Annotated in this window: 15 protein-coding genes; 8 read left to right on the forward strand and 7 right to left on the reverse strand. The window is 69.7% G+C overall.

Annotated elements, in window-relative coordinates; translation table 11 throughout:
- The first annotated feature begins 113 nt into the window (after positions 1-113).
- Positions 114-1448, forward strand: coding sequence for a hypothetical protein (locus G020_RS0102300; RefSeq protein ID WP_024328498.1), 1335 nt, complete (start codon positions 114-116; stop codon positions 1446-1448).
- A gap of 34 nt (positions 1449-1482) precedes the next feature.
- On the opposite strand, the gene G020_RS0102305 is transcribed toward G020_RS0102300, so the two are convergent.
- The 4 genes from G020_RS0102305 to purM are packed head-to-tail and all read right to left on the reverse strand — an operon-like array spanning position 1483 to position 5459.
- A complete protein-coding gene (locus tag G020_RS0102305; RefSeq protein ID WP_024328499.1) occupies positions 1483-2889 on the reverse strand; it encodes an NAD(P)/FAD-dependent oxidoreductase in 1407 nt (468 codons plus the stop codon).
- A gap of 8 nt (positions 2890-2897) precedes the next feature.
- Positions 2898-3737 carry a DUF3108 domain-containing protein gene (locus G020_RS0102310; RefSeq protein ID WP_024328500.1) on the reverse strand — a complete coding sequence of 280 codons (840 nt, stop codon included), beginning with the start codon at positions 3735-3737 and terminating at the stop codon, positions 2898-2900.
- Positions 3715-4392 carry a phosphoribosylglycinamide formyltransferase gene (purN, locus tag G020_RS0102315; protein ID WP_024328501.1) on the reverse strand — a complete coding sequence of 226 codons (678 nt, stop codon included), beginning with the start codon at positions 4390-4392 and terminating at the stop codon, positions 3715-3717. Before purN ends, G020_RS0102310 begins: the two co-directional genes overlap by 23 nt.
- 5 nt (positions 4393-4397) lie before the next feature.
- The gene (gene purM, locus G020_RS0102320; RefSeq protein WP_018946510.1) at positions 4398-5459 is read right to left on the reverse strand and encodes a phosphoribosylformylglycinamidine cyclo-ligase; all 1062 of its coding nucleotides are present in this window, start codon (positions 5457-5459) and stop codon (positions 4398-4400) included.
- Positions 5460-5639: 180 nt separating this feature from the next.
- Here purM and G020_RS0102325 point away from each other — a divergent pair, with 180 nt between their 5' ends.
- The 3 genes from G020_RS0102325 to hda are packed head-to-tail and all read left to right on the forward strand — an operon-like array spanning position 5640 to position 8564.
- Positions 5640-6689: a DUF2066 domain-containing protein gene (locus G020_RS0102325; RefSeq protein ID WP_024328502.1), complete on the forward strand. Its 1050-nt coding sequence runs from the start codon at positions 5640-5642 to the stop codon at positions 6687-6689.
- A 16-nt stretch (positions 6690-6705) separates the two neighbouring features.
- Entirely contained in the window at positions 6706-7824 is a 1119-nt protein-coding gene (locus G020_RS0102330) for an AI-2E family transporter (protein ID WP_024328503.1), read from the forward strand.
- Entirely contained in the window at positions 7821-8564 is a 744-nt protein-coding gene (gene hda / locus G020_RS0102335; RefSeq protein ID WP_024328504.1) for a DnaA regulatory inactivator Hda, read from the forward strand. Before G020_RS0102330 ends, hda begins: the two co-directional genes overlap by 4 nt.
- On the opposite strand, the gene G020_RS0102340 is transcribed toward hda, so the two are convergent.
- Genes G020_RS0102340 through arsC form a run of 3 tightly spaced genes read right to left on the reverse strand, consistent with a single transcriptional unit; the run spans position 8537 to position 9899 of the window.
- The gene (locus G020_RS0102340; protein ID WP_018870111.1) at positions 8537-8917 is read right to left on the reverse strand and encodes a DUF2069 domain-containing protein; all 381 of its coding nucleotides are present in this window, start codon (positions 8915-8917) and stop codon (positions 8537-8539) included. The two genes, hda and G020_RS0102340, sit on opposite strands and share 28 nt — an antisense overlap.
- Positions 8914-9540 carry an NAD(P)H:quinone oxidoreductase gene (gene wrbA / locus G020_RS0102345; protein ID WP_024328505.1) on the reverse strand — a complete coding sequence of 209 codons (627 nt, stop codon included), beginning with the start codon at positions 9538-9540 and terminating at the stop codon, positions 8914-8916. Before wrbA ends, G020_RS0102340 begins: the two co-directional genes overlap by 4 nt.
- Positions 9537-9899: an arsenate reductase (glutaredoxin) gene (gene arsC / locus G020_RS0102350; protein WP_024328506.1), complete on the reverse strand. Its 363-nt coding sequence runs from the start codon at positions 9897-9899 to the stop codon at positions 9537-9539. The genes wrbA and arsC overlap by 4 nt, the downstream gene beginning before the upstream one ends.
- A gap of 26 nt (positions 9900-9925) precedes the next feature.
- Between arsC and G020_RS0102355 the strand changes: the two genes are divergently transcribed.
- The 4 genes from G020_RS0102355 to G020_RS0102370 all read left to right on the forward strand — a co-directional run bounded on the left by G020_RS0102355 (position 9926) and on the right by G020_RS0102370 (position 11974).
- On the forward strand, positions 9926-10216 hold the full coding sequence (locus tag G020_RS0102355; protein ID WP_018946504.1) for an acylphosphatase: 291 nt from the start codon (positions 9926-9928) through the stop codon (positions 10214-10216).
- A gap of 72 nt (positions 10217-10288) precedes the next feature.
- Positions 10289-10915, forward strand: coding sequence for a TetR/AcrR family transcriptional regulator (locus tag G020_RS0102360; protein WP_018946503.1), 627 nt, complete (start codon positions 10289-10291; stop codon positions 10913-10915).
- A gap of 2 nt (positions 10916-10917) precedes the next feature.
- Positions 10918-11424, forward strand: a complete 507-nt coding sequence (locus tag G020_RS0102365) for a DsrE family protein (protein WP_024328507.1) — start codon at positions 10918-10920, stop codon at positions 11422-11424.
- Positions 11425-11467: 43 nt separating this feature from the next.
- Positions 11468-11974 carry a DsrE family protein gene (locus tag G020_RS0102370; protein ID WP_024328508.1) on the forward strand — a complete coding sequence of 169 codons (507 nt, stop codon included), beginning with the start codon at positions 11468-11470 and terminating at the stop codon, positions 11972-11974.
- The last annotated feature ends 39 nt before the right edge of the window (positions 11975-12013 follow it).

Here is a 12013-nt window from a genome sequence, read left to right on the forward strand (position 1 = left end):
GGGGCGTCGGCGATACGGTTCCGGCAGTATGAACCGGCATCACCTGAAGGGAGGGGAGAAACATGCAGGATTCAACCCGGAGACAGCGCGGACCCGTACGGCACGCGGGGATCGTGGCCGCGTTCGTCGGGCTGGCGGCGGGGGGCGCGGTGGCCGGACCGCCGCAGGACATGGGCGAGGCCGCCACTGATTTCGTGGAGGCGGAGGGCTACCAGCGCTTCGCGAGCGAGGAGGTCCCGGAGTTGCTGCGCGAGCGCCTGCCGCCCGAGCAACGCGAATCGGTGCGGCCGTTAGAACGGGCCGGGCCGTGGACCGTGCCCGTCCTGCTGCTGGAGGGCCACGAGGGGCCGGCGGAACCCGCGCGCTACCGGATGCAGGCGGGCTTCGAGTGGATGGAGGGTAGTCCGCCCGGGCGGATGCGGGATCTGCATTTCGTGCAGATCGACCGTTTTGAACCTTCGGACGAGGACGCCGGCGACGGTAACGACGGCGGGGCGTGGGACGGGGTCTCCTGGCGCATGGTGATGAGCCCGATCCAGGGGTTCCCGGGGCACGTGGTCGCGGCCTCGCGCCGGAGCCTGGACGCATCGGCCATCGAACAGGCCCGCTGCCTTGAACAGGCCTGCACCGATCCCGAACCGCTGGGTGACCGGGTCACGCAGTGGCGTGACAACGGCGAGGGGCTGTGGGATTTCGTCCCGCCATCGCTGTCGTCATCGCCGGAAGGCGCTCCGGCCCCGGCATTCCTGCTGGGGTCCCTGCTGGATACCCGGCCGGGACAGCTGGAGGCCCGCGAGAGCGTCGGCTTCGCCGAACCCTTCGCCGAAGCGGTGGTGGAGGTCGGGCTGGAGGAGCCGGGCAGCGTGGATATCCTGCTGCGCGACGGCGACCTGATGGACCACGAGCTGGAGGCGATCTGGCAGCGCCTGAGCGTCGGGCCGGACGCGCAGATCCGCACCGCGTGGGCGGTGGATCGGCGTCCGCCCCCGCCCTGGCTGGAGGAAGGTGACGCCCCGGATGCGGCCCCGGATGCCGCTCCGGACGACCCGGACGACGCCGGGAAGGACGCCCGGGATGCCGAGTACGGCAAGGGCGGTCAGCCCGCCGGTGCACTGCAGGGTTCGTGGCGTGCGGCGCTGGTCGAGGGTGACGTGCCGCTGGCGTATTTCAGCGTGTTCCATGGCCGTGGCGAGACCCGTGCGCAGGGCGATTTCCTGATGGGCAATGCCCGCGGGCCCGGGCTGGACGGCGCCAGCGGTGATCTGGATTCGGTGGCGCTTGCCGCAGACGGGGAACGCGTGGAACTGGTGTGGAACCCGACCCCGGACCAGCAGGAGAGTTACCACCTGGAGCTCGAACGCCTGGATGCGGACACCTGGGAGGGCCGCTTCCATGCGGCGCGCTATCCGCACGAACATGAGGTGCGGATGACGCGTCGCGGGGATTGAGACGGCCGGCCGGCGACGGGCGCCGGCCGGCGGGTCACAGGTCGAAGATCTCGGCCTTCAGGCCCCACTTGGAGGCCAGGGTCTCGGTGGCGTTGAGGAATTCCTCGGCGCGGGCCGGGTGGTTCCACTGGCCCTTCGCGATCCAGTTGAGCGCGGTGTCGCGATCGGGGGCCAGCGACAGGATGTGGATCAGCTCGCCGGCGTCACCGCCGATGACCTCGCCGCCCAGCAGGCCGCCGGTGTCCATGTCGCCGATCAGGCGGACGAAGCCCTCGGGCTCGTCCTGCCCCAGGGCGCGTGGCGAGGTCTCGAACGCGGCGAAACCGACCGCGGGTTCCAGTTCCTCGTCCTCGGCATCGTCCTCGTCCATGCCCAGACGCGCCATCTCCACCGCCGAATAGATGGCGATCGGCACGTAGCGTTCGTCCTGCTCGCGGGTGTTGCCGGTCTGGATGTTCTCCACCGCGATGGTGGCATCGGCCAGCGCGTGGTTGGCGGTCTGCCATTCGCTGGCGACGTCGCCGATGGCATAGATGTGGTCGACGTCGGTCTGCAGGGTGGCGCGTCGCTGCACGAAACCCCGCGCGTCGGTCTGCACGCCGACGGCCTCCAGGTTCAGGTCCGCGGTATGCGGCGTGCGGCCAGTACCGAGCAGGACCCAGTCGACCTCGTGGCGTCCGCCGTCCTGATCGGTGATGACGACGCCGTTATCGGTGGTCTCCACGCTCTCGTAGCCCTTCACCCGGATCGGCTCGACGCCGTTCTCACCCAGCTTGTCCTTCAGCGTCGACAGGGCCTGGGGGCTGAACTTCTGGCCGTTCAGGGGTTTCGAGCGGGTCAGCCAGGTCACTTCCTTGCCAAGCATGGAGAAGATGAAGGCGAATTCGGTGGCCACCACGCCGGAGCCGATGATGGCGACCCGGCGGCCCTGCGGCGGGCGCTCGTCGAACAGCATGTCGGTGGTGATCACCCGCCCGGGGACGGCCTCGAACGGTGCGGGCACGGTGGCGGTGGCGCCGGTGGCGATGATGGTGTGCTTCGCCTCCAGGGTCTCGCTGCCGTCGGCGCCCGTGACCTCCAGGGTGCTGGCGTCGCGAAAGCGGGCGGTGCCCTCGCGGTACTGGATCTTCAGGTGCTTCATGTACTCCAGGTAGGAGTCGCGCACCGAGGTCACGACCTCTTTCTGATGGTCCCAGGCCGGGTCCATCTCCGCGCTCAGCGAGCCCCGGATGCCGCGGCCCTCGAAGTGGCGCTGGGCGGCCACGGTGCGCGCGGTGTGGTACCAGTCCTTCTTGGGCACGCAGCCGCGGTTGAGGCAGCAGCCGCCCCAGGTATCCTTCTCGATGATGACGACGGAGAGTCCGCGCAGGGCGCCGAGGACGGCGGCGCGATAACCGCCGGGGCCGCTGCCGATGATGGCCAGGTCGAAGGTTTCGCTCATGGATGTGCTCACGGATTGGGGTCTTCGGTCAGGTCGATGATGGGTTCGTGCCATTCCAGCGCGGTGAGTTCGAGTTCGAACACGCGCCCGCCGGCTTCGTAGTCGAAGCGCACGGGGATGTGGTTCAGGTCCGGGGCGAACCAGGCGGCGAGTTCGACATCGCCGTTGTCGCTGCGGCGGACCACGCGCACGGTGTCCAGCGAGCCGATGCCGGAGTCCACGGTTTCCTCGCCGTCGCGGCGGAATTCGTATTCGCGCAGGCGGTCGCGCTCCAGGGTGCGGATTCGGACGGTGTCGCCGGTGACGTCCAGTTCGCCGGTTTCCAGCTGCTGCATCATCATGTACAGCGAGCCAAGGAAGTCGAGGGTGCCTTCGGGCACGTCGAGCGTGAACCGCTCGCTGTCGATGTGGCCGATGGCCTGCTGTTCCTCGTGGTCCAGGCGGGTTTCGACTTTACGCTCGTCGCGCGGGGTGACCTGGTGGGAGCGCGACGAGATCAGGTGCAGGCCGGAACCGTTGGTGTTCAGCAGCGATTCGCGGCTGAGTTCGAAACGCCCGAGTACGCGCAGGAATCCGGTCACGTGGGCATCCATTGCCATGCGCGTGCGGAGGTCTTCGTGGTTGAGGCTCATGGAGGCATTCAGCGTGCTGGCCATGGCCGTGGCCTCGAAGCTGGCGGTGAACGGCGGGATCCGCGACGCGTCCGCCGGGTCCGCGTTGCTGTCGGCGGCAGGGGCGGCGGTCGGGACCGCCGTTGCGAGGACCGCGGCCAGCGCCAGGACGAGACCGGTCAGCAACCGCGCCGTGAAACGCCGTCGGGCGGCGTCAGGACGATTCACCTGGGGCATGGGGAGTCACCTCGTGATCGAGCTGCAGGGGCGCCTCCAGCGGGGCGCCATCGTACCGGATCGTGGGTTCCGACCACTGAATCCGCCCTGAACACACCAGCCCGGCTGCTGCGGGGTAGAGGCGGTGCTCGGCCTGCTGCACGCGCGCACTCAGGGAGGCTTCGGTGTCGTCGGCCAGAACCGGGACCCGTGCCTGCATGATAACCGGTCCCCCGTCCAGTTCCGGCGTGACGAAGTGCACGCTGGCGCCGTGTTCGGTCTCGCCGTCGGCCAGGGCGCGGGCATGGGTGTCCAGTCCGCGGTACTTCGGCAACAGCGACGGGTGAATGTTCAGCAACCGTCCGGTAAAGCGTTCCACGAATCCCGGGGTCAGGATGCGCATGAACCCGGCCAGCAGCACCAGGTCCGGTTCGAACGCCTCGATGGCTTCGGCCAGAGCCGCGTCGAACGGTTCGCGCCCGGTGTAGTCGCGGTGGTTGAGGACCTGTTCCGGGATGCCTCGGGCGCGCGCGAACTCGAGTCCGCCGGCGTCGGGGCGGTTGCTGATCACGCCGACCACCCGGCCGTTGATCTCGCCGCGTTCACAGGCGTCGATCAGGGCCTTGAGATTGCTGCCGCGCCCGGAAATCAGCACGACCAGGCGTTGCGGGGCCATGCCTGTCATCCCGCGGTGTACACCACGCCGGGTTCGTGTTCCGCGCACTCGGCCACCACGCCGATCGGCCAGGCGGGAATGCCGGCGGCCGCCAGTTCGGTGGTGGCCGCATCTACGTGCGCTTCCGGCAGGATCAGCGTCATGCCGATGCCGCAGTTGAAGGTCAGCAGCATCTCCTCGTCGGCGATGCCGCCCTGCTGCTGCAGCCAGCGGAACACCGCCGGCCACTGCCAGGCGTTGGTGTCGATGCGCGCATGCAGGGTCTCCGAGAGCAGCACGCGCGGCAGGTTCTCGGTCAGGCCACCGCCGGTGATGTGGGCCGCCGCATGCACCGGATGCCGCGCCATCAGTTCCAGCAGCGGCCGGGCATAGATGCGGGTGGGCGCCATCAGGGCCGCGCCCAGGGTCTCGCCGTCGCCGCCCGGCAGCGGCGCGTCGAGGTCCGCCTGCACGTGTTCCAGCACCCGCCGGATCAGTGAGTAGCCGTTGGAATGCGGACCGCTGGACGCCAGCCCCAGGATCACGTCGCCCGCGGCCACCTGGCTGCCGTCCAGCAGCTGATCCTTCTCCGCGATGCCGACCGCGAAGCCGGCGACGTCGTAGTCCTCGCCCTGGTACATGCCGGGCATCTCGGCGGTCTCGCCGCCGATCAGCGCGCAGCCGGCCTGCTCGCAGCCCTCGGCGATGCCGGTAATGACATCGCCGGCGATGTCGATGTCGAGATGGCCGGTGGCGTAATAGTCGAGAAAGAACAGCGGCTCGGCGCGCTGCACGATGATGTCGTTCACGCACATCGCCACCAGATCGATGCCGATCGAGTCGTGACGATCGGTCTGCTGGGCGAGCCGCAGCTTGGTGCCGACCCCGTCGGTGCCGGATACCAGCACCGGCTGGCGGTAGCGATCGACGGGCAGTTCGAACAGCGCGCCGAAACCGCCCAGGCCGGCCAGGACCTCGGGGCGCAGGGTGCGCTGCGCGTGCGGCTTGATGCGTTCGACGAGTTCCGACCCGGCGGCGATGTCGACGCCGGCCTCGCGATAGGTCAGACCGGAAGAGGATTCGGACATGGGCAACGTTCCCGGAAAAGGGCCTTCTGGCGGGCCGCGACGCTGCCCGCGGGCAGGCGCGCATTTAACCCGCGCATGTTAGCCGCCCGTGCCGGGGCGTGCAAAGCGCGGGCGGCGCGCCGACGGCGGGCGCTGTGCTATGTTGAGCACCGTGTTGTCTGCCTGCTGCCCGTGAGTCCCATGCCCGCCGTGTCGCGTTCCATTTCCGCTGTCGCCCTGCTCCTTTCCTTGTGGCTGATCGCTCTGCTGCCACACGCCGCGGGGGCGGGGACACTGGTTGTGGAGAGCGATGCCGAAGAGCGCGAAGCGGCGCTGGCGGAAGGGCTCCACGCGGCGCTGGTGCGGGTGGCGGGGCTGGATTCCGACGCGGTGCGGGCGCTCGCCGACCAGCTGCGCGAGACCCCGGACGATGACGAACTGCCGGCGGCGCTGGAGCGCCAGCAGGCGCGCGACGCGGGCGGCTATCGCCTGGAGTTCGACCGGACTGCCCTGCGCCGGTCGCTGCGCGACGCCGCCGTTCCGATGCTTGTCGGCTCGCGTCCGTCCCTGCTGGTGTGGGCGGCGGAGGAGGCCGGCGGCCGGCGTGACCTGCTGGGCACCGCGTCCGTCGGGGAGGACTCCGGCGTGCTGGCCGCACTGGAGACCCTGGCTGGCGAGCGGGACATGCCGCTGCTGTTCCCACTGGGGGATCTGCAGGACCGGCGCGAGGCGCGCATCAGCGACATCGTCGGACGCGTGACCGAGCCGCTGTTCGAGGCGGCCGGGCGCTACGGTCCGGACGGCCTGATCCTGCTGCACCTGCGACCGGCGGAAAGCGAGACCCGCGCGCGGGCCCTGCTGGTGCACCGGGACCGCGAATACCGTGCCGAGGCCACCGGCGCGGATGCCCCGGCGGCCGCGCGTCGGGCGACCGCCACCGCGCTGGACCGGATGGGCGCTGACCTGGCGCGGGTGCCGGACGAACCCGAGTGGATCACGGTGGGCTTTACCGGGGTGGCGGGTTTCGACGGTTTTCGCCAGCTGCGTGCCCGGCTGGGCGGCATGGAGGCCATCGAACGCGTGCAGCTGGACTCGCTGGGCGGGGCCGCCCTGACCCTGCGGTTGCGGACGGGGCTGGATGCCGAGGCCCTGGGCGAAGTGCTGCAGGAAGCGGGTTTCCCTGCGGCCGGGGAGGAGGAACGGGAAGAGGCCGGACTCCCCGACGCTGCACTGTGGCTGGGTGTGCGTTGATCCGGGGGAGGATCCGATGAGCGCCACAGAAACCCTGCCCCCCGGTGGCCCGGTCCCGGGGAACGTATCCGCCGCCACCGTGGCCGCCCTGCTGGGGCTGCTGGTCGTGGCCGGCGCGCTGTATCTGCTGGCGCCCATTCTCATGCCATTTCTGGTCGCGCTGCTGGTGGGTTACCTGTTCAACCCGCTGGTGACCCGCCTGGGGGTGCGTTTGAATACCTCGCGCACGGTGGCCACGCTGGTCATCTCCCTGCTGGTGATGCTGCTGCTGGCGGCGGTGGTGCTGGTCCTGATCCCGCTGGTGGCCGCCCAGCTGGAGCGCCTGTTCCTGTTCCTGCCGGAGATCATGGCCTGGTTCGACCAGCAGGCACGGCCATGGCTGGAGCGGCATGTCGGCGACGGCATCCCGGCGCTGGATCCGCAGGCGGTGCAGGACATGGTGGCGCGCCACTGGCAGGAGGCGGGCGGGCTGGCCGGCGGCGCGCTGCACTGGATCGGCAGTTCCACCACCGCGCTGGTGATGGGCGTGCTCAACCTGGTGCTGATCCCGGTGGTGAGCTTCTATCTGCTGCGCGACTGGCCGCGCCTGATCGACGGCCTGCATGACCTGCTGCCGCTGGGCTGGCGGCCCCCGGTGGAGACCTTCGCGCGCGAATCCGACGAAGTGCTGGGTGCGTTCCTGCGCGGGCAGCTGCTGGTGATGGTTTCGCTGGGCCTGTTCTATGCGGTGGCCCTGTCGCTGGCGGGCGTGGAGCTGGGGCTGGCCATCGGCGTGATCGCGGGTGTGGTGAGTTTCATCCCGTATGTGGGCGTGATCGTTGGTATTACCCTGGCCAGCGCTGCAGTGCTGTTCGCCGGCGACGGCTGGGTCCTGCTGCTGGTCGTCTGGGCGATTTTCGCGGTGGCGCAGGTCCTCGAATCGGTCTGGCTGACGCCGTGGCTGGTGGGGGACCGCACCGGGCTGCACCCGGTGGCGGTGATCTTCGCCGTGCTGGCCGGGGGGCAGCTGTTCGGGTTCGTGGGGGTGCTGCTGGCCCTGCCGGTGGCGGCGGTGCTGGCCGTTGCGGTGCGCCACGCGCTGGCGCATTATCGCGCGCTCAATCAGCCCGCCCCCGGAGGGGATGCCGACCCGTGACCCGAGATCCTGCCAGCGTCGACACCGACGTGGCCCAGCTCCCGCTGGACCTGCGGCTGCGCGATGCATCGCGCTTTGTGGAATACCACGCCGAGGCCAATCGGATCGCGCGCGACACCGTCGAGAGCCTGGGGCGCAACGCCGGACTGAGCCAGCCGCAGGTCTATCTGCACGGGCCGGGCGCGACCGGCAAGACCCATCTGCTGCAGGCCGCCTGCCACGTGGCGCATGAACGCGGCGACCGGGCCGCCTACCTGCCGCTGGCGGAACTGGCCACGGCGCCCCCCGCGGCGGTGCTGGACGGGCTGGAGCGTGCAGGGCTGGTGGCGCTGGATGACCTTGCGGCGGTGGTCGGTTCGCCGGCCTGGGACGAGGCGCTGTTCGGCCTGCTCAACCGTCTGCGCGATGCTGGCTGCCGGGTGCTGCTGGCGGCGCCGGAGCCGCCGGACGACATGGGCGCGACCCTGCCGGATCTGAGCTCCCGCCTGGGATGGGGGCCGGTATTCCGCCTGGAGCCCCCGGAGGAGGAGGATCTACGGCGCATCCTGGTGGACCGCGCCCGGCGGCGCGGCCTGGAGATGCCGGATGCGGTGGCCGCCTATGTGCTGCGCCACCACCGGCGGGATGTTGCCGCGCTGCTGGCCCTGCTGGAACGCCTGGACCTGGCGGCGCTGGCCGAACAGCGCCGCCTGACCATCCCCTTCGTGCGCGATCAGCTGGCGCGTTCGGCCGCCGACTGAGCCGCGCGGGCGCGGCGCGCGTCCAGCTTCACGAACAGCAGGCAGCCGGCGAACCAGGCCAGGCTGAAGCCCGTGACCAGCGCACCGTAGAGACGGTCGCTGGCGACCGACGCCAGCGTGATCCCGAGGGTGATGTAGGCCAGCGCCAGCAGACTGGCCCAGGCATGGGTGTAGCGGCGCGCATGCAGGATCCCGCGCAGCGGGAACAGCAGCGGCACCAGCAGGATCGCCAGGGCGAGGGCGCGCGGCAGGGCCTCCGGCGGCTGCAGCCAGCCGGTGAAAGCCAGCAGGGTGGCGAACAGGCCGAACCACCCGATCAGGGTCATCCAGCGGAACAGGGCCACGAGGTTCATGCCTTGCCGCCTCCCTGGCCCTCTGCGGCCTGCAGCCGCTGCGCCAGCCGCCCCACGCGCTCGCCCAGCGCGCTGGCGATGCGCTGTTCCTCGCGCGAGACCGGCGCCTCGCCGCGTTCCCCGGCCACGTGGCTGGCGCCGTAGGGTGTGCCGCCGGTGGTGGTCGCGGAGAGTTCCGGCACGGTGTACGGCACTCCGGCCCACAGCATGCCCTGATGGATCAGCGGCAGCGCCATGGTCAGCAGGGTGGTCTCCTGACCGCCGTGCTGGGTGGCGGTGCTGGTGAATACCCCGAACGGGCGGTCCACCAGGCCGCCGCTGGCCCACAGCCCGCTGGTGCCATCAAGGAAGTGCTTGAGCGGCGCGGCCATGTTGCCGAAGCGGGTCGGCGAGCCCAGCACCAGCCCGGCGCATTCTTCCAGATCGCGGGTCTCGGCCCAGGGCGGGCCGCTGTCGGGCACCGCCGGGGTGTCGCCGGGGGTGCCGGTGGTCACCGGCGGGACCGTGCGTACCCGGGCGGTGGCCCCGGACTGCTCCACGCCGGTGGCCACGTGGCGCGCCAGTTCGGCAGTGGCGCCGTAGCGGCTGTAGTACAGCACCAGGACTTCCACGGCGGCGCTCACGGCAGGATCTCCAGGATCTGTTCGGGCGGCCGGCCGATGCGTGCGGCGTCACCGTGGACCAGGATCGGGCGCTCGATGAGTTTCGGGTGTTCGACCATGGTCCGGATCAGCGCCTCGTCGTCCAGCTCGGCGTCCTTCAGGCCCTGTTCGCGGTATTCGGCCTCGCCGGTGCGCAGGACATCCCGCGGGCCCAGGCCCAGTCGCGTGAGGATTGCACGCAGGGTGTCGGCATCCGGCGGGGTCTTCAGGTATTCGACGATCTCCGGCTCGATGTCGCGTTCACGCAGCAGGGCCAGCGCGGCGCGGGACTTGCTGCAGCGCGGGTTGTGGTACAGCGTAGGGCGTGGCGATTCGGACATGCACGGACTCCGGAGGTGAAGGATTCATGACTGAGGCCAATGATAACCGGGCCCGCCGCTGGCGTGTCAGCGGCCGGGTGCAGGGCGTGTTCTTCCGCGCCTCCACGCAGAAACAGGCGCGCCCGTTGGGCCTGACCGGCCATGCCCGCAATCTCCCCGACGGCAGCGTGGAGGTGCTGGCGGTGGGCTCGCCCGAGGCCCTCGACCGGCTCGGGACGTGGCTGCAGGAGGGCCCGCGCCAGGCCCGGGTGGACGATCTGCAGGTCGAGGACGTTCCGATCCCGCAGCCGCCGCCGGAGCGGTTCACGACCGGCTGAGCCGGGTCGGGTCTTTCCCCCGACGCATTGCGGGTGTAGATTAGAACGAACGTTCGTTTTAGTGAGGCGTCGATGACTGCCAGTCCCGGAAAGGTCGTACGCGGGGAGACCCTGCGCAAGCTGGTTCTGGACACTGCGCTGGAGCGCTTCAGCACCGACGGCTATTTCAATACCTCCATCCACGACATCCGCCGCCAGGCCGGGGTGTCGATTGGTTCGATCTATCACCACTTCGGCAACAAGGAGGCCCTGGCCAAGGCGCTGTACGACGACCTGCTGCAGCGCATGGACGCCGGGCTGCAGCAGGTGATGGAGGAGAGTCAGGACTGCCGCACGCGCTGCGACGGGATCATCGCCTTTCTGTTCGAGACCACCGCACAGGCCCCGCAAACCATGCGCTTCGTGCTGGAGTCGCGTCATCGGGAGTTCCTGCCGGATGAACCGCCGGTGTGTTCGTCGCAGCCGTTCCAGCGCATGCGCGAATGCATCGAGCAGGGCATGGCGGCCGGCGAGCTGCGGCCGATGGAGGTGCCGGTGGCGGCCACCGTGGCCTTCGGCGGAGCCATCCGCCTGCTGCACCTGTACCTCGATGGCGTGCTGGACCGGCCCCTGTCCGACTTTTTGCCCGACATGCAGGAGGCGGCATGGCGGGCGATTGCGATGGATCCGCCTCGCAACACCACCCGGGAGAACGCATGATGATGAAAAGAATGGCCGTACTGCCGTTGCTGCTGGCGCTGGCCGCCTGGCCAATGCTGGCGGTGTCCGCCGCCGAAGCCGGCGCTGAACCCACCGACGCGAAGGCGCTGGAGGGCGTCGAAACCGGGCGCGTGGTGTTCGATCTCAACAACAGCGACCCCGAGGGGCTGGCGCTTTACCTGACGGTGATCCGCGAGACCCACGAGGACTTCACCGACCAGGGCGTGGAGCCGGACATGATCCTCGCCTTCCGCGGGCTGGCGGTGACCATGGTCAGCGAGGACCGCGAGCGGTTCGAACTGACGCAGTTCGAGCATCTGGACGCGATCGAGGAGCACATCGCCGCGCTGCGGGAGAAGGGCGTGCGGATGGAGGCCTGTTCGGTGGCCACGCGCCTGTTTGGCGTGGAGAACCACAACCTTCTGCCGGGTATTGATCCCGTACGCAATACCTTCGTGTCGCTGACCGGGTATCAGGCGCAGGGCTATGCGGTGATCCCGATCTACTGACCCCGGGAAGAGAACCGGAAAACCACCAGGAGGAGGAGACCACATGAAAAAAACGATACTGAGCATCTTTTTCGCCTGCGTCCTGCCGCTCGGTCTGGCCGTGCCGGCGGCCGCCGACGACGAGGGCCTGGACAACCGTGAGGCCACGCAGGGGATCGAGACCATGCGGGCGGTCTACGACATGCGCAAGTCCGATCCGGACGTGATGCTGGCGTACCTGCGCGGCATTGCCACCAACCACGAGAACCTGCTCAAGGAGGGCGTGGAGCCCGACCTGCGCATGGTGTTCATCGCCGAGGCGGTCAAGTTCATCACCACCGATCCGGAGCCGGAGGTGGACATCGACCACGCGGAGACCCTGGAGGAGATCGCGAAGGCAGTGGACCGGCTGGATGAGCTGGGCGTGCAGATGGAAGTCTGCTCGGCCGCCACCCGCGCCTACGGCGTGGACAACGACACCATCCTGGAGCCGATCAAGCCGGTTCGCAGCGGATTCATCGCGGTGATGGGCTACCAGAACCAGGGCTACGCGCTGGTACCCGTCTACTGAACCCGCACACCCCATCACACGGGGCCTTTGGGCCGTCGC

The organism is Thioalkalivibrio sp. ALR17-21, assembly GCF_000420185.1.
Classification (GTDB): domain Bacteria; phylum Pseudomonadota; class Gammaproteobacteria; order Ectothiorhodospirales; family Ectothiorhodospiraceae; genus Thioalkalivibrio; species Thioalkalivibrio halophilus.

Excerpts from the sequence above, each read along its gene's own strand:
- G020_RS0102305 (WP_024328499.1), bottom strand. The coding sequence starts at position 2,889 with ATGAGCGAAACCTTCGACCTGGCCATCATCGGCAGCGGCCCCGGCGGT.
- G020_RS0102310 (WP_024328500.1), bottom strand. The coding sequence starts at position 3,737 with ATGCCCCAGGTGAATCGTCCTGACGCCGCCCGACGGCGTTTCACGGCG.
- purN (WP_024328501.1), bottom strand. The coding sequence starts at position 4,392 with ATGGCCCCGCAACGCCTGGTCGTGCTGATTTCCGGGCGCGGCAGCAAT.
- purM (WP_018946510.1), bottom strand. The coding sequence starts at position 5,459 with ATGTCCGAATCCTCTTCCGGTCTGACCTATCGCGAGGCCGGCGTCGAC.
- G020_RS0102325 (WP_024328502.1), top strand. The coding sequence starts at position 5,640 with ATGCCCGCCGTGTCGCGTTCCATTTCCGCTGTCGCCCTGCTCCTTTCC.
- G020_RS0102330 (WP_024328503.1), top strand. The coding sequence starts at position 6,706 with ATGAGCGCCACAGAAACCCTGCCCCCCGGTGGCCCGGTCCCGGGGAAC.
- G020_RS0102340 (WP_018870111.1), bottom strand. The coding sequence starts at position 8,917 with ATGAACCTCGTGGCCCTGTTCCGCTGGATGACCCTGATCGGGTGGTTC.
- arsC (WP_024328506.1), bottom strand. The coding sequence starts at position 9,899 with ATGTCCGAATCGCCACGCCCTACGCTGTACCACAACCCGCGCTGCAGC.
- G020_RS0102355 (WP_018946504.1), top strand. The coding sequence starts at position 9,926 with ATGACTGAGGCCAATGATAACCGGGCCCGCCGCTGGCGTGTCAGCGGC.
- G020_RS0102360 (WP_018946503.1), top strand. The coding sequence starts at position 10,289 with ATGACTGCCAGTCCCGGAAAGGTCGTACGCGGGGAGACCCTGCGCAAG.
- G020_RS0102365 (WP_024328507.1), top strand. The coding sequence starts at position 10,918 with ATGAAAAGAATGGCCGTACTGCCGTTGCTGCTGGCGCTGGCCGCCTGG.
- G020_RS0102370 (WP_024328508.1), top strand. The coding sequence starts at position 11,468 with ATGAAAAAAACGATACTGAGCATCTTTTTCGCCTGCGTCCTGCCGCTC.